At 69.5% G+C, this 20496-nt stretch carries 20 protein-coding genes; 15 read left to right on the top strand and 5 right to left on the bottom strand.

Annotated elements, in window-relative coordinates:
* Nucleotides 1-23: 23 nt before the first annotated feature.
* Nucleotides 24-608 (top strand): biliverdin-producing heme oxygenase, encoded by a 585-nt coding sequence (locus VRZ77_RS14825; RefSeq protein WP_414593412.1) that lies wholly within the window; start codon nucleotides 24-26, stop codon nucleotides 606-608.
* A gap of 86 nt (nucleotides 609-694) precedes the next feature.
* Here VRZ77_RS14825 and VRZ77_RS14830 read toward each other — a convergent pair whose 3' ends face one another.
* The 4 genes from VRZ77_RS14830 to VRZ77_RS14845 all read right to left on the bottom strand — a co-directional run bounded on the left by VRZ77_RS14830 (nucleotide 695) and on the right by VRZ77_RS14845 (nucleotide 4627).
* The gene (locus tag VRZ77_RS14830; RefSeq protein WP_414593413.1) at nucleotides 695-1456 is read right to left on the bottom strand and encodes a heme ABC transporter ATP-binding protein; all 762 of its coding nucleotides are present in this window, start codon (nucleotides 1454-1456) and stop codon (nucleotides 695-697) included.
* 5 nt (nucleotides 1457-1461) lie between these two features.
* The gene (locus tag VRZ77_RS14835) at nucleotides 1462-2559 is read right to left on the bottom strand and encodes a FecCD family ABC transporter permease (RefSeq protein ID WP_414593414.1); all 1098 of its coding nucleotides are present in this window, start codon (nucleotides 2557-2559) and stop codon (nucleotides 1462-1464) included.
* Between the two features lie 4 nt (nucleotides 2560-2563).
* Nucleotides 2564-3520: a heme/hemin ABC transporter substrate-binding protein gene (locus VRZ77_RS14840; RefSeq protein ID WP_414593415.1), complete on the bottom strand. Its 957-nt coding sequence runs from the start codon at nucleotides 3518-3520 to the stop codon at nucleotides 2564-2566.
* Nucleotides 3521-3730: 210 nt separating this feature from the next.
* Nucleotides 3731-4627, bottom strand: a complete 897-nt coding sequence (locus VRZ77_RS14845) for a LysR family transcriptional regulator (RefSeq protein WP_414593416.1) — start codon at nucleotides 4625-4627, stop codon at nucleotides 3731-3733.
* A gap of 132 nt (nucleotides 4628-4759) precedes the next feature.
* On the opposite strand from VRZ77_RS14845, the gene VRZ77_RS14850 reads away from it, so the two are divergent.
* Nucleotides 4760-5773 (top strand): MBL fold metallo-hydrolase, encoded by a 1014-nt coding sequence (locus tag VRZ77_RS14850; RefSeq protein WP_414593417.1) that lies wholly within the window; start codon nucleotides 4760-4762, stop codon nucleotides 5771-5773.
* 331 nt (nucleotides 5774-6104) lie between these two features.
* On the opposite strand, the gene VRZ77_RS14855 is transcribed toward VRZ77_RS14850, so the two are convergent.
* Nucleotides 6105-7751 (bottom strand): rhodanese-like domain-containing protein, encoded by a 1647-nt coding sequence (locus VRZ77_RS14855; RefSeq protein WP_414593418.1) that lies wholly within the window; start codon nucleotides 7749-7751, stop codon nucleotides 6105-6107.
* Between the two features lie 200 nt (nucleotides 7752-7951).
* Here VRZ77_RS14855 and VRZ77_RS14860 point away from each other — a divergent pair, with 200 nt between their 5' ends.
* From VRZ77_RS14860 to VRZ77_RS14920, 13 genes are all read left to right on the top strand, one after another.
* Nucleotides 7952-8779: a transporter substrate-binding domain-containing protein gene (locus VRZ77_RS14860; protein WP_414593419.1), complete on the top strand. Its 828-nt coding sequence runs from the start codon at nucleotides 7952-7954 to the stop codon at nucleotides 8777-8779.
* A complete protein-coding gene (locus tag VRZ77_RS14865) occupies nucleotides 8770-9324 on the top strand; it encodes an SCO family protein (protein ID WP_414593420.1) in 555 nt (184 codons plus the stop codon). Before VRZ77_RS14860 ends, VRZ77_RS14865 begins: the two co-directional genes overlap by 10 nt.
* Before the next feature lie 122 nt (nucleotides 9325-9446).
* Complete coding sequence (locus VRZ77_RS14870; RefSeq protein WP_414593421.1) at nucleotides 9447-10472, top strand: cytochrome-c peroxidase; 1026 nt, start codon at nucleotides 9447-9449, stop codon at nucleotides 10470-10472.
* Between the two features lie 99 nt (nucleotides 10473-10571).
* Nucleotides 10572-11915 (top strand): LLM class flavin-dependent oxidoreductase, encoded by a 1344-nt coding sequence (locus VRZ77_RS14875; RefSeq protein ID WP_414593422.1) that lies wholly within the window; start codon nucleotides 10572-10574, stop codon nucleotides 11913-11915.
* Complete coding sequence (locus tag VRZ77_RS14880; protein ID WP_414593423.1) at nucleotides 11915-13300, top strand: FAD/NAD(P)-binding protein; 1386 nt, start codon at nucleotides 11915-11917, stop codon at nucleotides 13298-13300. The genes VRZ77_RS14875 and VRZ77_RS14880 overlap by 1 nt, the downstream gene beginning before the upstream one ends.
* Nucleotides 13297-14154, top strand: a complete 858-nt coding sequence (locus tag VRZ77_RS14885) for an NADPH-dependent oxidoreductase (RefSeq protein ID WP_414593424.1) — start codon at nucleotides 13297-13299, stop codon at nucleotides 14152-14154. Before VRZ77_RS14880 ends, VRZ77_RS14885 begins: the two co-directional genes overlap by 4 nt.
* A 62-nt stretch (nucleotides 14155-14216) precedes the next feature.
* Nucleotides 14217-14666: an Lrp/AsnC family transcriptional regulator gene (locus tag VRZ77_RS14890; RefSeq protein WP_414593425.1), complete on the top strand. Its 450-nt coding sequence runs from the start codon at nucleotides 14217-14219 to the stop codon at nucleotides 14664-14666.
* A gap of 182 nt (nucleotides 14667-14848) precedes the next feature.
* Nucleotides 14849-15940, top strand: coding sequence for an ABC transporter substrate-binding protein (locus tag VRZ77_RS14895; RefSeq protein ID WP_414593426.1), 1092 nt, complete (start codon nucleotides 14849-14851; stop codon nucleotides 15938-15940).
* Between the two features lie 79 nt (nucleotides 15941-16019).
* Entirely contained in the window at nucleotides 16020-16868 is an 849-nt protein-coding gene (locus VRZ77_RS14900; RefSeq protein WP_414593427.1) for an ABC transporter permease, read from the top strand.
* Nucleotides 16869-16901: 33 nt separating this feature from the next.
* Nucleotides 16902-17987: an ABC transporter substrate-binding protein gene (locus VRZ77_RS14905; RefSeq protein ID WP_414593428.1), complete on the top strand. Its 1086-nt coding sequence runs from the start codon at nucleotides 16902-16904 to the stop codon at nucleotides 17985-17987.
* A gap of 14 nt (nucleotides 17988-18001) precedes the next feature.
* Nucleotides 18002-19078, top strand: a complete 1077-nt coding sequence (locus VRZ77_RS14910; protein ID WP_414593429.1) for an ABC transporter substrate-binding protein — start codon at nucleotides 18002-18004, stop codon at nucleotides 19076-19078.
* Between the two features lie 51 nt (nucleotides 19079-19129).
* Entirely contained in the window at nucleotides 19130-19906 is a 777-nt protein-coding gene (locus tag VRZ77_RS14915; protein WP_414593430.1) for an ABC transporter ATP-binding protein, read from the top strand.
* Complete coding sequence (locus VRZ77_RS14920) at nucleotides 19903-20373, top strand: tetratricopeptide repeat protein (protein WP_414593431.1); 471 nt, start codon at nucleotides 19903-19905, stop codon at nucleotides 20371-20373. Before VRZ77_RS14915 ends, VRZ77_RS14920 begins: the two co-directional genes overlap by 4 nt.
* Nucleotides 20374-20496 lie beyond the last annotated feature (123 nt).

The raw sequence follows: 20496 nt of genomic DNA on the forward strand, positions 1-20496 counted from the left end.
GCGGGTGCACGAGGAGCTTACGCATGAACGTCGCGACCAATGTCGAACAGCCGAGCCTCGCCAAGCGGCTGAAAGCCGCCTCGGCGGCGGTCCATGACGAGGTGGATCACGCCGTGATGGCGGCCCGGCCGTTCGCCAGCCGCGAAGCCTATGAGCGCTTCCTGCGCTTCCAGTATCGCCTGCACCGCCGGGTCGAGCCGCTCTATGCCGACCCCGCGCTGCAGCCGGTGTTGCCGGATCTCGCGGAGCGCTCGCGCCTTGAGGCTCTGGAGCAGGACTTCGCCGATCTCGGCCTGACGCCCCCGTCCGATGCCGCGTTCGGCCCTGCCCTGCCGCGCGAGCAGGCGCTGGGGTGGCTCTATGTGGTCGAGGGCTCCAACATGGGCGCCGCCTTCCTCGCGAAGGAAGCGGTGAAGATCGGCCTTTCCAACGATTTCGGCGCGCGCCATCTCGCGGGCCATGCCGAGGGGCGCGGCCTGCACTGGCGCAAATTCACCGCCGCGCTGGACGCGGTGGAACTGTCGCCGGAGCAGGACGCGGCCGCTCAGGCGGCGGCCGCCGACGCTTTTGCCCATGTGCTGGTTCTGGTCCGGCAAGAGCTGAACTGATCGACGGAGACCATCGGCCCCTGTCCTTGACCGGTGCCGAGCTCGAAAAGGCGCCGGGAGTTTCTTCCGGCGCCTTTTTCATGCCCTCAGGCTTCCACCGCCTGCGGAAGCAGAAACGGCCCGTCCGGCACTAAGCCTTGGCGCACCCGCACATCGTAGAGCCGGCCGATGCCATCCGCCGTCATCACCTCATGCGGCGTACCGGTACCGACGACCTTGCCGGCTTTCAGGGCGACGATGTCGTCCGCCGACATGGCCGCGAGATTGAGGTCGTGCAGCACCGCCAGCGCCCCCACACCCGAGGCAGCGACCTCGCGCATCAGCCGTACCACGAGAAGCTGGTGCGCCAGATCGAGATTGGAGGTCGGCTCGTCGAGCAGCAGATAGCCCGGCCGCTCGGCTCCCTCCAGCTGCATCAGCGCCCGCGCGAACTGCACGCGCTGCATCTCGCCGCCGGAGAGCCGGTCATAGGGTCGCCGGCCATAGCCCGGCAGGTCGACCTTTGCCAGCGCGCGCTCGATCCTCTCCTCCCCGCCCCGCATGTCGGCGGCGCCGATGGCGATCACCTGACCCACGGTGAACGGAAAGGCGACATGGATGCTCTGGGCGAGCACCGCGCGCAGCCGCGCGAGCCGTGCCGGCTTCAGTGTGTCGAGCGCCTGCCCCTCAATGACCACCCGGCCGGCCGCCGGCTTCAGTTCCCCGGCCAGCACCTTGAGCAGGGTCGACTTGCCCGCGCCATTCGGGCCGATCAGCACCGTGACCCGGCCGGGAGTGAGCGTGACACCGGCACTGTCGAGCAGGGTGCGCCCGCCGGCGCGGAAGGTGATCTCGCGTGCGCTATACATCCCGGTCATCCGAACAGGGCGGCGCGGCGGCGCACCAGCAGGCCGATGAAGAACGGCGCGCCGATCGCGGCCGTCACCACGCCGAGCGGCAGTTCCGCCGGGCTCACCACCGTGCGCGCCACCACATCCGCGCCGAGCAGCAGCGCCCCGCCGAGCAGCGCCGAGGCCGGGATCAGCACGCGGTGGCCCGGCCCGAGCGTCATCCGCACCAGATGCGGCACCACCAGCCCGATGAAGCCGATGACGCCGGCCACCGCCACCGCCGCGCCGGCCCCCGCCGCCACGCCGGCGATGGCGAGGCGCTTCGTGGTCTCGACATCGATCCCGACATGAAACGCCGCCGCCTCCCCGAGCGCCAGCGCGTCCAGCGCCCGGCCGAGCGGGCCGCAGATCGCGCCCATCAGCGCGAGGAAAGGCAGCATCGCCCACACCTTGGTCCAGGTGGCGCCTCCGAGGCTGCCGAAGGTCCAGAAGGTGAAGTCGCGCAATTGCTGGTCGGAGGCGAGGAACACCATCACGCCGGTTCCGGCCGAGGCCAGCGCACCGATCGCGATGCCCGCGAACAGCAGGGTCGCGACCGAGGTACGGCCGTCCTGCGTCGCGATGAGATGGAGCGCCATGGCGGCCGCCAGCGCGCCGACGAACGCCATCACCGGCAGGCCGAGAGCGGCGACGGCGGCCGGCAGCGCGGCGGCCAGCCCGGCGGCCAGCCCGGCGCCGAGTACGATCCAGATCACCGCGGCAAGGCCGGCCCCGGCGGAGATGCCGATCAATGCCGGGTCGGCCAGCGGATTGCGGAAAATGCCCTGCATCACCGCGCCCGCCATGGCGATCGCCCCGCCGACCATGAGGCCGAGCACGGTGCGCGGCAGCCTTATGTCGAGCACGATCACGCTCTCGCGCAGCGAGACGCCGGTCGCCACCTGCCCTGTCACGGTTCCGGCAAGAATGCGCGCAACATGATCGACGGGAATGACCACCGGACCGATGGCGAGCGAGGCGAACACCGCGGCGAGCACCAGCCCGGCGCAGGCCGCCAGGCCGATGATGCCGGCGCTCACCCGTCGGGGCGCCGCCGGCACGGCAAGCGTCGTCTGTCCCACGCGGCTATTCCGGCTTGGCGGCCGAGCCGGCCGTCCAGCTATGGGAGGGCAGCAGGGGCAGGTTGAGTTCGGGATAGACGGCGGCGGCAAGGTCGCGTGCCGCCTGCGGGGTGCGCGGCCCGAAGCCGAGCAGATAGCCGCCGTCGAGGCGCAGGAAACGCTTGTTCACCGCCGCCGGGGTGCCGGCGAAGGCGGGCATGGCGGCAAGCGCCTCGTCGGTCACGCCATGATTGCGGTCCTGCATCAGCACCAGAGCGTCGGGCTCGGCGGCGAGCATCGCCTCGTCCACCGCCGGCTTGTAGCCCTGCACCGCGGCCATCGCGTTGGTCACGCCGGCGAGGCGGAACATGTCGTCGGCCGTGGTGCCGGCGCCGCCGACCACCGGCGCCGCGCCCGAGGTCGACAGCACGAAGGTCGCCTTGCGCGGCGCGGCGATCTTGTCCCGCACGGCTTCCAGCGCCGTGAAATCGGCCGCGACGGCGTTCGCGAGTTCCTCGCCCTTCTCCGGCACGCCCATGATGTCGGCGATGAACCGGATGGCCGCGATGATGCCCTCGGGATCGTGGGCGCCGGGCACCGTGACGAAGGGGATCGACGCGCTCCTGAGCACCTTCACCGCGTCGGGCGGCCCGGCATTGTCCATGGCGATGATCAGCGTCGGGTCGACCGCCAGCACGCCCTCCGGCGACAGGGCGCGGATGTAGCCGACATTCGGCTTGGTCGCGAGCGCCTCGGGCGGGTAGGTGCTGCTCACATCCACGGCCACCACGCGGTCGCCAAGTCCCAGCGCGTAGACGATCTCGGTCGCCGCGCCGCCCACCGTGACCACCCGGCTTGTATCGCCGACGACATGCTGCACACCGGCCTTGTCGGTGACCGTGCGGGGCTGGGCCGGCGCGGCACCGGACAGCAGCAGCAGGGCCGCACAGGCAATGAGCAGTCTGTTCGCGCGTGGCTTCATGGTCGTCATTCCTTGAGATCGCCCCGGTTCGCGCATGGCTGGAACAGGAACAGGCTCAAGGTCAACACAATATTCCAGGAAGACCTATTAAATTAATTCGATCAATTCCAATGTATATCCTTGTTTATAATAAGTTTAGACTGATACACGCCGCCCGAAAAACTGGAGCATTCCGCCGGACGCCCCTCAATGACGACCGAACGCCACACCCTAATGCGCCAGGCGCTCGCGCAGGCGGGGGATGGTCCAGTCGAGGAAGCTCCGCACTTTTCGGGCCGGAGGATCGGCCGGCGCATGGAGCAGGTTCACCGGCAGCGGCGCCGGCGCGTGCTCCGCGAGCAGTTCCCGCAAGTCGCCCGCCTGCAATTGGTCCGCGACCTGGTAGGAAAGCACGCGGATGATGCCGATCCCGGCGAGCGCCGCCTGAATGGCGGCGTTCGTGGTGTTGACCGCGAATGTCGGGCGCGGCTCCACGGCGAAGGCGGCGCTGTCGCCCCGGTAGCGCCATTCCGGCGCCGTCGCGAATCCCTGGAAGCTGATGCCGTCATGTCGGGCGAGATCGTCCGGCTGGTGCGGCACGCCCCGACGGGCGAGATAGGCCGGGCTGGCGCAGATCACCCGGCGCACCGCACCGATGCGGGTCGCGATGAGCGCGCTGTCCGCGAGATGACCGATCCGCAGCGCCACGTCGACATGCTCGTCGGCGAGGCTGACCTGCCGGTCGGCAAGCGTCAGGCGCAGATTGATCTCCGGGTGCTCCTTGAGGAAATCGAGCGCGATCGGCAGCAGATGGCGCTCGCCGAAGGCGATCGGCGCCGTGACGTGCAGCCCGCCGCGCAGCGCGCCGTAATCCCCGGCGGCCTGCCGTTCCGCTGCCTCCAGATCCTCCAATATGCGGCGCGACGCGGCGGCAAAGGCGCGCCCTTCCTCGGTGAGGGCGAGGCCACGGCTGGTGCGCAGCACGAGGGGCACGCCGAGATGCTTTTCGAGATCGCTGACCTTGCGGCTGACCGTGGCCAGCGGGGCGCGCAGCCGCCGGGCCCCGGCCGACAGGCTGCCGGCCTCGACCACCGCGAGCAGCACCGACATCGCGTCGAGACGGTCCATGACACCCTTCCGAAATCTGAGAGGCTATCTATCAAAATACCATGATATCTACTTATTTTCGGATGGACTAGCCTCCCTGATGTCGGCGGCGTTGCAGCGCTCCGTCTGTCCATCGACCGAAGGGAGGGTGCCATGCCTCAACTGTCCCGCCGTGCCTTCGCCAGCGCCCTTCCCCTCGGCCTCGTTGGGAGCGGACTTTTCGGCGGCAGCCTTTTCGGGGGCGGCCTGATCGCCGGCTCCTCCGCGCCGGCCTCAGCTGCGGCTCCGCAAGTCGGTGGCGCGACGACGCCGGTCAGCGTGACGCCTTCTGCACAGATCCGCATCGGCCGCTTCACGGTCACCGCCCTGACCGACGGCTATGCCGACATGCCCTACACCTATTTTCCCGGACGCAGCGCGGCCGAGGTCGAGCAGGCGGCGCGCGCGCAGTTCACCGCCCGGCCGAGCGGCGTGCGGTTCCTGTTCAACCAGTATCTGATCGAGGATGGCGAGCACCGCCTGCTCATCGATGCCGGTCCGGCCGGCTCGATCGGCAAGACCGGCGCGCTGCCGGAAGCGCTGGACGCGCTCGGCGTGAAGCGCGACCAGATCGACGCGGTGATCGTCACGCATATGCATCAGGACCACATGGGCGGGCTGATCGCGGGCGGGAAGAACAACTATCCGAACGCCGAACTCTATATCGACCGGCGCGATGTCACCCACTGGACCGACCCGGCCAAGCGCAACGGGGCGCCCGACTATCTGCAGACCAGCTTCCGCATGGCGGACGAGGTCGTGCGGCTCTATCCGAAGCTGCAGGCGATCGACGGCGAGCGGGAGATCGCGCGCGGCATCTCCATCGTCGACCTCACCGGCCACACCCCGGGCCATATCGGCGTGCGGATCGAGGATGGCGGCCAGAGCCTCATCATGGTCTCCGACATGATCTTTCCGGTCGTGCATCCCGGAGCGACCGACGTGTTCTTCCTGTTCGAGCAGGACCGCGCGGCGGCCAAGGCGATGCGCGACCGCTTCCTCCCCCGTGCCGCGTCGGAAGGCGCGCTCATCGCCGCGACCCATATGCCGTTTCCCGGCCTCGGCCGCATCGTCAATGATCGCGGGGAGATGCGCTGGCAGGTGGCGGACTGGGCCTTGCAGGACTGAAGCCTCGGCGTGCGCCCCCCGCCGGGCAACTCGCGCGCAAGGAGCCGGGCGAGCTTCTGCCGCCCGGCATCAAAAGCGCACCCGCATCGAAGGCGCCGGCCATCGCATCACCGGCGACCGGCGCACGATGTTGTCGCTCAAGCCGCCGCTGGAGCCACCTGATCGGAAGCCACAGCGCGCCCTGCCCGCCCGTCATGCGGGGCGCTATCGTCCGCAGCCCCGGCCTCGTCTGAGCCGGCGACATGGCGCCGGTACGCGGTCAAGGCCGGCCTCGCAGCGGAGACCTCGCGCCAGCAAGGACCCATTACAGGACGCGCCACAGCCCCCCGCTTCAGTCGAACGCGCGGAAGCGCACCAGACCGTCGCGTTCGAGCTGGTCAGTGATGTGGTCGCCCCACCTCACATAGGCATCGAAATTGACGCGGCGCTCCTCCAGCGTCGGGGCGGGCGGCAGCGCCTCTCCGGCCACCAGCGCCGGCTGGTCGAGGCCGCTGGCGGTCGCGAGCCCGGCGTCGATCCAGCCCTGCGTGCCGCCCTCCAGCACATGGACCGGCCGGCCCGCCGGGGCGCGGAGATCGGCCGCGGCAAGAGCGGCAAGGCGCCCGTCCGCTGAGGTGAGGATCACCGGCCCGCTGCCCGGCACCGCGCCCAGCGCCTGCGGCAACGTCGAGCGGCGGGCGACAAAAGAGCCGGGCACGTAGCGGCGCTCGCGGAAATAGGGCAGCGCAGGTTCGAGGTCGATGAGCGTCGCGCCCTCCTCCTTGAGGAGACGCTGGGCCGCCTCGGGCGGGCTCGCTGCGATGTCGGGCACGCCACCGGCTAGCGCCGGCGCGGTCGGGCCGGTCGCGATCCGTTCGGCCGCCGGCGCGGCATAAACCAGCACATCCTCCAGCCCGAGCTGGATCAGCCAGGAGGCGGTGATGGTGGCGCGCACCGCGTCCTCGCCGTCGACCAGCACCACGATGCCGTCCCGCGTGCCGATGAAGCTGTCCGTGGTTTGCACCACCTGGCCGCCCGGCGCGGAAATCGTACCCGGCAGGTGCCCGCTCGCGAATTCCTCGGGCGTGCGCACGTCAAGCAGGTACAGCGAGCGGCTCCCCGCCGCCTCGCGCAGCCGGGCGAGTTCCGCGCCCTCGATCCTTCGCACGCCGAAGCGCTCGGCGATGCGGCCGGCCGCTTGCCGCGCCCGCTCCAGCCCCGTCGCGCTCGGCGGGCCGGCGTGTCCGGTGGCGCCGCGCCCCGGCTCCAGCCCGGCGATCAGCCAGGCCGATGTGCCGTTCTCCAGCGAGACGATGGGATTGGGCAGGCCGGCATTGCGCAGGGCCTGCGCGCCGAGGATAGCGCGGGTGCGTCCGGCACAGTTAACGACGATCGGCGTCTGCGGCGACGGCACGGCGTCGAAGATGCGGTAGAGCAGCTCGGCGCCCGGCGCGGCCACACCGCCCGGAATGCTGATATGGTAGAACTCGTCCAGCGGACGGGTGTCGAGGATCGCGAGATCGCCGCCCTCACGGATACGCCGGGCAAGCTCGTCCACGCCAATGCGCGGGGTGTGATAGCGCCGCTCGACGAACTCGCCGAGCGCCTTGCTCAAGGAATATTGGCCGGTGATCAGCTCGAAACCGGCGGCCGCCCAGCCGGCGACGCCGCCCTCCAGCACCGACACGTCGTTATAGCCGAGCGCGGCAAGGCGATGCGCGGCGCGCCGGGCAAAATCGCCGCCGTCCTCATCGCTCACCACGAGGCGGATCGACCGGCGCGGCAGCAGCCGCTCGACATGAAGCTCGATCTCGCTCAGCGGCAGCGGCACCGCGACCGAGACATGGCCGGTCTCGAAGCCGCCGCCCTCACGCACGTCGACCACGGCGATCTCGCCCGGCGCCCGCACCGCGGCGTGAAGCTCCGCCGGCGTCAGCGTCGCCACCGGCGGCTGTCCCGCAGCGGGGGTGAAGGATGCATTGGCGGTATGGAGCGTCATGGGGTCCCCCTCCGGGCCTGTCCCGGTCGCTGGAATAGTGGCGTGGACACCGAGCGTAGAAGGCCGCGCGGGAATTCTTTCCCGATTCTGCCGGCGCGCTTCAGGCGGATCGTCTCCATCGCGGGCCCGATCCGGTGAATATTTCCACGCCCGCCGGGGCACGATCCGGGATCGGAACTTCCTCAAGGAGATGTCGCCGCGTGCGCGCCCACCGTTCTCGTGTCCCGGTCGCGCGTCGGGCGGCTTCCCTTCGGGCGGCCGCGCTGGGGGCGCTGTGCGCGGCCTGGCTCGGCGCCTGCCCCGCGCTTGCGGAGCCCGCGCCGCTGCGCATCGGCGTCGCCCATGTGCCGGCGGCGGCGGACGTGCCGGCGGCAAGGCTCTATACGCCGGAGGGCGTCGATCTCGACCTCGCCAACGAGATCGGCCGCCGCCTCGGGCGCAAGGTCGTGCTGGTCGAGGTCAGGCCGGAGGGCACGGCGGAGGCCGTCACCTCGGGCCGGGTCGACGCGCTGGTGCTGCGGCTCGGCGAGGGACAGGAGTCGCCCGCCGCGCTCGAACTGGTTCCGAGCGGCTATGCCTCCGCCCTCACGGTCCTGATGCGCACCGACACCGACATCAGGCGCTGGGAGGACCTGCGCGGGCGCACTGTCTGCGCCGCCGCCGCCAATGGCGACGCCCGCCTCCTCGCCCACCGCCTCGGTGCCCGGCTGTCGGTGCAGCCCGTGCCCGCGCACTCGCTGATGCGGGTGCGGACCGGGGAATGCGACGCCGCGCTGCACGATGAAGCGACCTTGCGCGGCCTTTCTGGAGATCCTGAATGGAAGAAGTTTACCGCCACACTGCCCCCGCGCGACATGACGCGGCTGGTGGTCGCGCTGCCGAAAGCCGGCGGGGCACAGACCCAGACGCTGCGCGCGGCATTGTCGCCGCCACCGGAGCCGGGATTCTGGCGGCAGCGCCTGTCGGAATGGGCGCGGAACGTGGCGCTGGAAGTCTATCTCGACCAGGATGCGCCGGATTGCCACTAAGCCGGCGCGCGGCGCTGGCGACCCTTGCCCTCGCGACGCTGCTGCCGCGTCGCGCCACGGCGCAGGAGGCGCCGGAACAATTCGTGCTCACCACCCATGACGGACGGCGCCTCAGTGACCGCGACCTGAGGGGGGCGCCCTATGCGTTATTCTTCGGTTTCACCAACTGCCCGGAAATCTGCCCGACCGCGCTGTTCGAGCTGTCGCAGGTGCTCGGCGAGCTCGGCCCCGAGGCCGACCGGCTGCGTGTGTTCTTCGTAACCGTCGACCCCGAGCGCGACACGCCCGAGCAGCTCGCCACCTATATCAGCTCGTTCGATCCGCGCATCGTTGCCCTGCGCGGGACGCCGGAGGAAACCGCCAAGGCGGCCGCGGCCTTCAAGGCGACCTATCGCCGGGTGCCCGGCGAGAGCGGCTACACCATGGAGCACACCGCGCTGGTGTTCCTCGTCGACCGCGAGGGCCGCTATTTCGACCGGATCGACTATCGCGCGCCGCATGCCGAGCAACTGGCGCGGTTCCGCCGCCTGCTGGCCGCGCCTTGAGCACGAGGGCGCTTCGACCATCCGCGCGGCCGCGAGGCGTCGGCACTCCCGCCGCCCTCGCATGCCTTGCGCTCACATGCCTCGCCCTCACATGCCTCGCCCTCGTCTCCCTTGCCCTGCCGATGACGGGCGTGACCACCGGCGACGCGGAGGCGGGCACCTCCGTGCGCGCGCTCTACGCCCGCCCCGCCGCCGAATGGCCCTCGCCCGTGATCGCGCCCGGCATCGGCTTCGTCGAGCTCGGCGCGCTGGAACGCCAGCCGCCCGCGCCGGAAGCGCTGGCCCGGCTCGGCGAGCGGCTGTTCCACGAGCCGCGCCTCTCCGCCACCGGCGACGTGAGCTGTGCCTCCTGCCACCAGCCCGCCGCGGCCTGGGCGGATGGCCGCCCGCTTCCCGCCGGCGCGCCGCTCTCCGGCCGCAACGTCCCCTCGCTCTTCTCCAGCGCCTATCGACGCAGCCTCGGCTGGGATGGCGCGCGCACCTCGCTGCGCGAACAGTCGCTACGCCCGCTTCTGGCCCGGCACGAGATGGGCAATGCCGATCTCGCCGGGGTGGCGGCGCGGCTCCGGGCGATGCCGGACCTTGAAGCCCCGTTCGCTGCGGCATTCGGCGGGGCGCCGGTCGAGCCCGAACGGATCGCCGAGGCGCTCGCCGCCTTCCAGTCCGGGCTGGAACAGGAAACCCGCTTCGACCGCTTCATGCGCGGCGACCGCTCCGCGCTGGACGACCGGGAAATCCAGGGCCTGCACCTGTTCCGCACCCGCGCCGGCTGTGCGAACTGCCATTTCGGTCCACTGCTGACCGATGAGGGTTTCCACAATCTCGGCCTCTCGGCCGCCGGCGAGCCGCGCGAGGACTTCGGGCGCTACCGGGTGACCGGCCGCGTCGAGGATGTCGGCCGCTTCCGCACCCCCAGCCTGCGCCATGTCGCACGCACCGCCCCCTACATGCATGGCGGCCTGTTCCCCACGCTCGCTGGAGTGGTGAATTTCTACGACCGCGGCGGCGGCGAGCCGCCCACGCGCAGCGCAGCCGAGGCGCTGGCCCCGCTGCACCGGGCCGCCGTCCGAACCGACCCGCTGCTGCGCCCGCTCGCTTTGGACGCCACGGAGAAGGCGGCATTGGTCGCCTTTCTTGGGACGCTTTAGAATACTATTTATATAGATTATATTGACAATAACCGATGCCGGTGTTGACCTGTCGTTCTCCCGGCGGCGATGCCTGCCGCGCACACAGGGCGTACGATCATGAGCCAGCCGCGACAGCTTTCCCTGAACGTCTTCGTCTATCCCGGCGGCCATCACGAGGCGGCCTGGCGCTACAAGGGCACGGACGCCTCGCGTCTCCTCGACATCAGTTATTATCAGGAGCTGGCGCGGAAGGCCGAAACTGCCCGCTTCGACGCCCTGTTCTTCGCCGACGGGCCGGTGCTGGCGGACAATATCCGCTACGCATCGCGCTTCCGGGTGGAGCCCATCACCTGGCTGTCGGCCATCGCGGCGGCGACCTCGCATATCGGACTGATCGCCACCGCCTCCACCAGCTATTACGAGCCCTACAACCTCGCCCGGCTGTTCGCCTCCCTCGACCATATCAGCCAGGGCCGCGCGGGCTGGAACATCGTCACCACCTCGGTGGCGCAGGCCGCGCAGAACTTCAACCTCGCCGAACACCCGGTTCACGCCGAGCGCTACGACCGCAGCCGCGAATTCGTCGAGGTGGTCACCAAGCTGTGGGACAGCTGGGAGGACGACGCGGTGCGCGCCGATCAGGCCAGCGGCATCTATGCCGACGACACCAGGATCCACGCCATCGAGCATGTCGGCCGCCATTTCAAGGTGAAGGGCGCGCTGAACACGCCACGCACCCCGCAGGGCCGGCCGGTCTATGTGCAGGCCGGCTCGTCCGAGGAGGGCCGCTCCTTCGCCGCGCTCTACGCCGAGGCCATTTTCACCGCCCACCAGACGCTGCCCAGCGCCCAGGCCTTCTATGCCGACATCAAGCAGCGCGCCGGCGCGCTCGGCCGCCGGCCCGAGCACATCAAGGTGCTGCCGGGCCTCAGCCCGTTCATCGGCTCGACCCAGGCCGAGGCCGATGCGTTGGAGGAAGAGTTCAACGATCTGGTGCAGCCGGAATTCTCGCTGCACCAGCTCAGGCGGATGACCGGCGTCGACCTCTCCGGCTACGACCTGAACGCGCCGTTCCCGCGCCACCTGCTGGATCTGAACAGCCCCACCGCGACGGCAAGCCGGTTCCAGCTCGTGCTCGGCGTGATCGACCGCGAGCGGCCGACCATCCGCCAGCTCATCAACCGGCTGGCCGGGGCGCGCGGCCATTTCGTGATCGCCGGCCCGCCGGAGCGCATCGCCGACGAAATCCAGCTGTGGTTCGAGAACGGCGCGGCGGACGGCTTCAACATCATGCCGCCCTGGCTCACCGGCGGGCTCGACGCCTTCGCCGAGCATGTGGTTCCGATCCTGCGCCAGCGCGGGCTGTTTCGCAGCGAGTACAGCGGCACGACGCTGCGCGACCATTACGGCCTGCCGCGACCCGAGAGCCGCTTCGCCGACGGCGTCCGCGCGAGCGCCTGATGTCCGCGCGCACCGACATCCCCGCCGCCCGGCGCGTCGTCATCATCGGCGGCGGCTTCGCCGGGGCGGTCACGGCCCTGCATCTCATCGCCGAGGCAACCGAGCCGCTGGAGCTCACCATCGTCGAGCCGGCGGCCGCACTGGGTCGCGGCATCGCCTACGCCACGACCGAGCCCGAGCATGTCGTGAACGGCCTCGCCGGCAGCTTCGCGCTCGATCGGGAACGGCCGGAACGCTTCCTGCGCTGGCTGGAGGACAGGGTCGCGGCGGGGGAATGGACACCGCCCGCGGGCGTCGCGATCGCGGCCTCCTCGCCCCCGCGCGCCCTCTACGGCGCCTATGTCGCACAGGAGCTTGAGGGGACCGCGCGCCGGGCCGCCGACCGCATCGTGCTGGCTACGGGGCTGCACCGGCGGGAGACTGCTCTCGGTGCCGGGCTCGACGCGCATCCCGGCTATGTGCGCGACGTGTTCGCCCCCGCTGCCTTCGGCGATCTGTCCCGAGCCGCGCATGTGCTGATCCTCGGCACCGGCCTCACCATGCTGGACGCGCTGATCAGCGCGGAACGTGCCGGGTTTCGCGGGCACTACACCGTGGTGTCGCGCCGCGGCCTGCTGGTGGAACCGCGCCGGGACGTGCCGGCCTGGCCGGGCATTTCCGGCGACGACCGGCTGCCGGCGACGGCAGGCGAGGTGCTCGCCTGGGTCCGGCGCGAGCGCCGCGCAGTGCGTGAGGCCAGCGCGGACTGGCAAAGCCTGCCACCGCTGTTCCGCGCGCGCACCGCCGCGATCTGGGCCGGGCTCGACGACGGCGAGCGCGCGCGGCTGCTGAAGCGGCTGGTGCCGTTCTGGAATCTGGCGCAGCACCGGGCCGCGCCCTCCTCCTATCGCTGGCTGGAACGCGTCAGGGCGCAGGGGCGACTGACCGTCCTCGCCGGCACTCTCAGCCGCATCGAGGCCGACGACCGGAGCCTCGGGGATTCGCGCCTCAGGGCGCTCATCCGCCCGCGTGGCGCGCGCGAGCTGCGGACGGTCGAGGCCGACCGGGTGCTGAGCGCGCTCGCCTACGAGTTCGACTGGACCCGCCTCGACGATCCGCTGGTGCGCCGGCTTCTGGCGCGCGGCCTGGTGACGGCGCATCCCCTGAGGCTCGGAATCGCCGCCGATCCGTCGAGCCTCGGCGTCGTCGGAGCCGACGGCACCCCCTCGCGGCACCTTTTCGCCATCGGCCACCCGTTGCGCGGTGCGCTTTGGGAAGCCTCATCGATCCGCGAGCAGTTCGATCAGGCGCAGCGTTTTGCCCGACAGCAGTTCGCCGGCCGCGCGCATCCGAGCGCCACGCCGGCGCCGCGTGAAACGGCCCGCCTCATGGAGACGACACAATGAACGAAATCACCCCGAACGAACATTTCCACGGCCGTGCGGTCGACGCGCAGGCCGCACTGACGCGGCGCTACCGCGAGCCGGTCGCCGCCGCCAGCACGCCGTGGAACGGGACGCTGGCCAGCCAGCTCAACCACCGTTCGGTGCGCGCCTTCTCGGATAAGCCCCTTCCGGAAGGCACGCTCGACGTACTGGTCGCCGCCGCCCAGTCGGCGCCCAGCTCCTCGAACGTGCAGGCCTGGAGCGTCGTCGTGGTCGAGGACGCCCAGCAGCGCGCCCGCCTCGCCCGCATCGCCGGCGGCCAGAAGCACATCGTGCAGGCCGGGCTGTTCCTGGTCTTCGTCGCCGACCTGTCGCGCGTGCAGCGCCTCGCCGATCGGGCCGGCGTGACCTCGGAAGGGCTGGATTATACCGAGAGCTTCCTCATCGCCTCCATCGATGCCGCCTTCGCCGCGCAGAACGCGCTGGTCGCGGCGGAATCGCTCGGGCTCGGCACGGTCTATATCGGCGCGCTGCGCAACAATGCCGAAGAGACCGCCGAGGTGCTGCGCCTGCCGCCGCGCTCCTTCGCCGTGGTCGGCCTCGCCATCGGCTGGCCCGATCCGGCGGTCGCCACCGACGTGAAGCCGCGTATCCCGCAGGCGGCGCTGGTACACCGCGACGCCTACTCCATCGCGGGCGAGGAGGAAGCGCTGGCACGGGCCGACCGGCACAGCCTCGCCTTCCGCCGCGAGCAGAATCTCGACCCCAAGGGCTGGACCGCTCTGGCGATCGAGCGCCTGCATTCGGTTGCCTCGCTCAAGGGCCGCCATCTGCTGCGCCGCCAGCTTGAGCGGCTCGGCTTCCCGTTCAAGTGATATCCCGCCCTTCGGCGGCGCCGGCCGCGCTGCCGAAGGGTCATCGGGGGCGGAGCCATTGCATGGACAAGATCGATCTCAAGATTCTGCGCATCCTCCAGGCCGATGCATCCAAGCCGGTCGCGGAAATCGCACGGCTGGTGAACCTGTCGCAGACGCCCTGCTGGAACCGCATCCGCCGCATGGAGGCCGAGGGCGTGATCAAGGGACGCGTCGCGCTGGTGGATTCGCGCAAGGTCGGGCTCGGGCTCACCGCCTTCGTCGCCGTCGAGGCACAGAACCACAACCGCGAATGGGCGGCGAATTTCCGTCGTCTGGTTCAATCCATGCCGGAAGTGATGGAGTCCTATCGCATGGCCGGCGACGTCGACTATCTGCTGCGGGTCGTGGTGCCCGACATGGAAGCGTTCGACGCCTTCTATAATCGGCTCATCGATACGGTCGCGCCCAAGAACGTCACGTCCCGTTTCTCGATGGAAACCGTCTCCTCCCGCACCGTGCTGCCGCTCTAGGGCCGCGGGAAGCTGTCGAAGACATTAGCGCACACCTCAGGAACAATGAGTCCAAACCGGACATGAAATAGAGAATAAATATCCGATATCCGCGCACTCCGAAGAGGACATGACGTTCCCGTTCGTAAATCTCCCCACTACTCTCAATGCGATCAACCCTGTTGCATTCGATGGAGAGCGACGTGAAGAACTGGTCTGGTTCGGCGAGCGGTTTTGACTTTAGAGGCCTTGCCGCTCGTGCCCTTGCCGCGGCGGCCGTCGCGGCGACGATGACAGGAGCGGCGGCGGCGAAGGAGCCGCTGACCTTCATCAACCTCCAGCACAATCCCTGGACCGTGGTCGCCAAAGAGAAGGGCATTTTCGCCGAAGAGTTCGGCAAGATCGGCGTCAATGAGGTCAATCTGATCGCCACCGGCGCCGCCGAGCTGTCGGGCGCGGAATCGGCGGGCCTTAATCGCGGCTCCATCGCCATCGCCCAGCGCATGCTCTATCCCGCCACGGCGCACCGCGCCAACGGGCTGGACGCCGTGGTGGTGTGGGTCTCCGAGCCGTCGAACAAGTACCGCACGCCGTTGCTGGCCCGCGCGGACAACAGCGAGATCAACTCCATCGCTGACATGGAGGGCAAGACCTACGGCTCGAACCGCATCGGCTGCTCCTACACCTCGGTGTTCGAGGCGTTCGACGCCGCCGGGCTGCCGCTCGACACCCGCCTGCGCCAGGGCAAGATCCGCTACCAGGGCGTCGAGAACAACGGTGCGCGCAACGCCGCGCTGCTGAGCGGTGCCGTGGACGGTCTCGCCACCCATATCGGCAACAATTCCGGCGCCGCGCTCTATCTGTCGGGCAAGGTGAAGATCGTGGGCCGCACGGTCGAGAAGGGCAATTATGAGAACGGCGCCGGCCGTGTCTCGTTCTTCGCCATGCGCGACTTCGCCGAGGCCTATCCCGAGGCGGTGAAGGCCTTCCTCATCTCCTATCGCCGCGCCACGACCTGGATTCAGGCCAATGTCGACGAGGCGTCGGAGATCATCGCCAAGGGCACCCGCGTGCCGGTCGAGATCGCGAAGTTCCAAATCGTCGATCCCTCGGGCTACGAGTTCATCGCCGGCGACACCTCCGCCGACAATGTGCGCAAGGCCATCAGCGAGTTCCAGGACTGGTACATCGCTCATGGCGACGACGTGTTCGTCGACCGCAAGCTGAGCCAGGATCAGATCGCCCAGTTCGTCGACGCCAAGTTCTTCAAGGGCGGCGCGTACTCGATCTACTGACCCAGCAACGCGCCCGGCGCATCGCGGGCGGCAGATGCCGCTCCGCGATGACCGCGGCCGCATGACAAGGCGAGCCGGCATGACCGACGCAACCAACATAAACATCGGCGCCCCGCGCGCCTCCTTCGGCATCAAGCCGAAACAGGCGGCGAAGACGCGCGCGCGGCCCAGCCAGGGCATCCCCTATATCGGCATCGTCCTGCCGATCGGCCTGCTGCTCCTCTGGTCGCTCGCCGCCCAGCAACAATGGGTGCCGCCGGTGTTCCTGCCCTCGCCGCTGGCGACGGCGGAAGCCTTCGTGACGATGGTGCAGCGCCAGCAGCTTCACAGCGACTTCCTGCGCTCGATCAACATCGTCTCCCAGGCCTTCGTCTACGGCTCCGTCGCCGCCGTCGTGCTCGGCATCGCGGCGGGACTCTCCAATAATGTCGAGCGGTTCTTCGGCCCGACCTTCGACAGCATCCGTCACATTCCCGGCGTCGCGTGGCTGCCGCTCATCGTGCTGTGGCTCGGCCTCGGTGCCCCGGCGCAGATCCTCGTCATCGCCAAGTCGGTGTTCTTCCCGGTGTTCCTCAACACGCTGCAGGGCATCCGCAACGTCGAGAAGAGCCATGTCGAGCTCGCCAGCGTGCTGACCCTCACCCGCGCGCAGCTGGTGCGCCGGGTGGTCCTGCCGAGCGCCGTGCCGAGCATCATGGTGAGCCTGCGCTACGCCGCCGGCGTCGCCTGGGCGCTGGTGGTCACCGCCGAAGGGCTGAGCGGGCAGGAAGGGCTCGGCTACCTGATCTTCCGCGCGCAGAACCTCCTGCTCACCGACCAGCTCATCGTCTGCATGGTCATCATCGGCCTCGTCGGCTTCACGATCGATCGCCTCATGCTGCTGCTCCAGAAGTTCGTGCTGCGCTGGAAGCAGGGCTTCGAGGGCTGACGCCTCCCCCATTTTCTCACAAGGAACGCCGCCATGACGATTGCCGTCACCCCCTCGATCGAGACCTCGGCCCAGCCGCTGCTGCGCGAGCTGCTCTACACCATCTGCCCGGTGCTGGTGGCCTCCAATGTCGCGCTGGAGCTCGGCTGGATCCATGACGAGCTGGCCCGCGTCGGCGCCCGCCCGACCTATCTGCGCTCGGCGGCCTCCGACACCGACTGGCCCGCGCATTACAGCCACGCCTCCCACCGGCTGATCCGCGACGGCGGCAACAGCCCCGCCATCTGGTCGAACGCCGACATCCGCCCGACGGTGCTGGTCGGCCTCACCCAGGCCCAGCCGGCCGGCAAGATCGTGGTGCGCGCGGATTCCGGCGTTTACCGCGTGGCCGACCTCAAGGGGCGGCGCATCGCGATCTACAAGAGCCAGCGCAACGAGAAGATCGATCACCGGCGCGCCACCACCGAGCACGGCATTCTCGCCGCCCTCGCCCTGCACGGGCTGGAGCGCGGCGATGTCGAGTGGGTCGATATCGAGGACGCGGACGCCCACGCCGAGGCGGCCGCGGAGACGCCGGCCGGCATCTGGGCGCAGCGCCGCGCCACGCGGATCGACACCAGCACGCTGGAATCGCGCGCGCTCGATGCCGGAAAGGTCGATGCGCTCTACGACTATTCCATCGGGGTGACGAGCCAGCTGGAGGCGACCGGCCGCTTCAAGGTGATCGACGACCTCGACCTCTACCCGGACTGGACGCTGCGCATCGCCAATGCCCCGCGCACGCTCGCGGTCAGCCGCGAATTCGCGGAGCAGAATCGCGACGTCGTGGTGGCGTGGCTGCGGGCCGCGATCCGCGCCGGGCGCTGGATCAACGCCAATCCCGAGGCGGCGGCGGACATCTTCTTCCGCACCACGATCTATGCCGACCGCGACGCGATCGCCAAGGTGCTGCGCGGCTACGACCTGGTGCCGAACCTGTCGGCGCAGAACCTGTCCGGCCTCGCTATCGAGAAGACGTTCCTGCACGACCACCGCTACATCGCCAATGATTTCGACGTGAATGCGTGGGCCGACCCCTCTTATCTCGACGAGGCCCACGCCTCGCTGCGCGCCGGTTGAGGGGGGATCGCCACATGGCTGACATTCTGGATCGCCCCGCGCCCGCCGCCACGACGCCCGCCCCGACAACGGCCACGCGCCAGGCCTGGTACACGATCTGCCCCACTTTCGTCGCCTCGAACGTGGCGCAGGAATTCGGGTGGATCGAGGAGGAGTTGCGCAAGGTCGGGGCCAGCCTGTCCTATCTGCGCGGGCTGCCGGTGGAACAGGGCTACCTCCCCCATTTCAGCCACCGCTTCGAGCACCTGTTCCGCGACGGCGGCAACATTCCCTCGATCTGGGCCAAGGCTGACAATGTCGACACCACGCTGATCGGCCTCACCGAGGCGCGCCATGGCGGCACTATCGTGGTGCGCGCCGACGATCCGGCGCCGCGCGTCGCGGCACTCAAGGGCCGCCGCTTCGGCCTCTCGAAAAGCGACAACCCGGCCAAGGTCGACTGGTGGCGGGCGACCTCCGAGCAGGGCGTCCTTAACGCGCTGCGCCTCGCCGGCCTGACGCGCGAGGATGTCGCGATCGTCGATATCGCGCAGGAGGATCGCGGCTTCGGCGCCGCGGCCCGTCCCTCCGAGCTGTGGGCGCGGCGCCGGGCCGATCTGGTGTTCACGCCCGAGGCCCGCGCGCTTCAGGCCGGCGAGGTGGACGCCATCTTCGCCAGCCATGGCCGCGCCCTCGGCCTGGTGCGCACCGGCAGCTTCAAGATCGTGGAGGATTTCTCGCGCTACCCGGACTGGACCCTCCAGGTCTCCAACAGCCCCTACGCGCTGACCGTCAACACTGATTTCGCCCGGGCCAACCGCGACATCGTGGTCGCGTTCCTGCGCGCCTCGGTAAGGGCGGCGCGCTGGCTGGCGGCCAATCCCGAGGCCGGCGCGTCGATCCTGCATCGGGTGACCTATCACCCGAGCGTCGCCGACACGCGCGCCGCCATCCGCGACACCGATTTCCTGCCGACGCTCTCCGAGCGCAAGCTGGCGGGAATCGACCGGCAGAAGGCGTTTCTGGTCGAGCGCGGCTATGTCCGGCGCGATTTCGACAGCCGCGACTGGGCGGACGGCTCCTATCTCGACGAAGCGCTCGCCACTTCCTGATCCTCGAAGCGACGGCCCGCCGCTGCGGCGGGCCGTCAGAACGGACGCAACATGACCTCTCCCGGCCATCTCGAAATCCGCGACGTCGAGAAGTTCTACGATGTCGACGGCCGCCCACTGAAGATTCTCGAACGGATCAACGTGAACGTCGCCGCCGGCGAGTTCGTCTCCATCGTGGGGCCGAGCGGCTGCGGCAAGTCCACCATCCTGCGCCTCGTGGTCGGGCTCGACGGCGACTATTCCGGCGTCATCAGCCTGCATGGGGCGCCGATCCGAGGCACGAGCCTCAAGCGCGGCATCGTGTTCCAGGACCACCGCCTGCTGCCCTGGCTGACGCTGGAGCAGAATATCGGCCTCAGCCTGGAGAATTCCGGCTGGAGCCGCGAGGAGAAGCAGCGCACCATCCGCGAGCATATCCAGCTCGTCGGCCTGCGCGGCTTCGAGAAGGCCTATCCCTACCAGCTCTCCGGCGGCATGGCCCAACGCGCGGCCATCGCGCGCGGGCTGGTCAACCGCCCGGAAGTGCTGCTGCTCGACGAACCGCTGGGCGCGCTCGACGCGCTGACGCGCCTGCGCCTGCAGGAGGAGCTGCTGCGCATCTGGCGCATCGAGAAGACCACCATGATTCTCGTCACCCACGACGTGGACGAGGCGATCTATTTGAGCGACCGCATCCTGGTCATGCACGCCAATCCCGGCCGCATCGTCGACGAGGTGCGGGTCGACCTGCCGCTGCCGCGCGACCGTGGCAGCGCGAGCTTCGCCGCCATCAAGCGCCGCATCCTCGGCCAGATGAGCGACTATGCCGTGCATGTGGAGGCGGCATGATGGCCTCCCGGACCGCCCGCCGCCTGCGCGCCCTGCTGGCCGCCGCGCTGCTGCTCGGCGCAGGGGCGGCGGGTGCGGTCGACACCCCGCCTTCCGACGCGCTGCCCGACCTCGCGCCGATCCGCGCGCTGATTTATTCCGGCGAGTATGAGAAGGCGGCCGCCGAACTGGAGACGCTGTCGAAAACAGTGCGCCACGCCGATGTGTTCAACCTGCTGGGCTTCAGCCTGCGCCATATCGGGCGCTACGAAGAGGCCGACAAATGGTATCGCGAGGCGCTCTACTACAATCCCGAGCATCTTCAGGCGATCGAGTATCAGGGCGAGTTGTTCCTGCAGACCGGGCGCCTTGAAAAGGCGCGCGAGAACATCGTCACGCTGAAAATCTTCTGCCCGAAAGGCTGCGCGGAGCTGGAGAAGCTTGAGAAGGCCTATGCGAAAGCGCAGGCCGGCGCCGCGACGAACTAAAGCCTTTCCGGTGAGAACCGGTTCACCGCAAAGGCTTTGGATCCTTGCCTTTTACGCATGTCCTGAGGCGAACCGAAATCCGCGCCGCTTGAAAATGCTGAGACCGCGTAGCGCTTCCCGCTT

It is taken from the genome of Ancylobacter sp. G4_0304 (genome assembly GCF_047501495.1).
Taxonomy (GTDB): domain Bacteria; phylum Pseudomonadota; class Alphaproteobacteria; order Rhizobiales; family Xanthobacteraceae; genus Ancylobacter.

Bases quoted from the DNA above. Each gene is read 5' to 3' on its own strand.
- VRZ77_RS14825 (WP_414593412.1), top strand. From the start codon at position 24: ATGAACGTCGCGACCAATGTCGAACAGCCGAGCCTCGCCAAGCGGCTG.
- VRZ77_RS14830 (WP_414593413.1), bottom strand. From the start codon at position 1,456: ATGTATAGCGCACGCGAGATCACCTTCCGCGCCGGCGGGCGCACCCTG.
- VRZ77_RS14840 (WP_414593415.1), bottom strand. From the start codon at position 3,520: ATGAAGCCACGCGCGAACAGACTGCTCATTGCCTGTGCGGCCCTGCTG.
- VRZ77_RS14845 (WP_414593416.1), bottom strand. From the start codon at position 4,627: ATGGACCGTCTCGACGCGATGTCGGTGCTGCTCGCGGTGGTCGAGGCC.
- VRZ77_RS14850 (WP_414593417.1), top strand. From the start codon at position 4,760: ATGCCTCAACTGTCCCGCCGTGCCTTCGCCAGCGCCCTTCCCCTCGGC.
- VRZ77_RS14855 (WP_414593418.1), bottom strand. From the start codon at position 7,751: ATGACGCTCCATACCGCCAATGCATCCTTCACCCCCGCTGCGGGACAG.
- VRZ77_RS14870 (WP_414593421.1), top strand. From the start codon at position 9,447: ATGACGGGCGTGACCACCGGCGACGCGGAGGCGGGCACCTCCGTGCGC.
- VRZ77_RS14875 (WP_414593422.1), top strand. From the start codon at position 10,572: ATGAGCCAGCCGCGACAGCTTTCCCTGAACGTCTTCGTCTATCCCGGC.
- VRZ77_RS14880 (WP_414593423.1), top strand. From the start codon at position 11,915: ATGTCCGCGCGCACCGACATCCCCGCCGCCCGGCGCGTCGTCATCATC.
- VRZ77_RS14885 (WP_414593424.1), top strand. From the start codon at position 13,297: ATGAACGAAATCACCCCGAACGAACATTTCCACGGCCGTGCGGTCGAC.
- VRZ77_RS14890 (WP_414593425.1), top strand. From the start codon at position 14,217: ATGGACAAGATCGATCTCAAGATTCTGCGCATCCTCCAGGCCGATGCA.
- VRZ77_RS14900 (WP_414593427.1), top strand. From the start codon at position 16,020: ATGACCGACGCAACCAACATAAACATCGGCGCCCCGCGCGCCTCCTTC.
- VRZ77_RS14905 (WP_414593428.1), top strand. From the start codon at position 16,902: ATGACGATTGCCGTCACCCCCTCGATCGAGACCTCGGCCCAGCCGCTG.
- VRZ77_RS14910 (WP_414593429.1), top strand. From the start codon at position 18,002: ATGGCTGACATTCTGGATCGCCCCGCGCCCGCCGCCACGACGCCCGCC.
- VRZ77_RS14915 (WP_414593430.1), top strand. From the start codon at position 19,130: ATGACCTCTCCCGGCCATCTCGAAATCCGCGACGTCGAGAAGTTCTAC.
- VRZ77_RS14920 (WP_414593431.1), top strand. From the start codon at position 19,903: ATGATGGCCTCCCGGACCGCCCGCCGCCTGCGCGCCCTGCTGGCCGCC.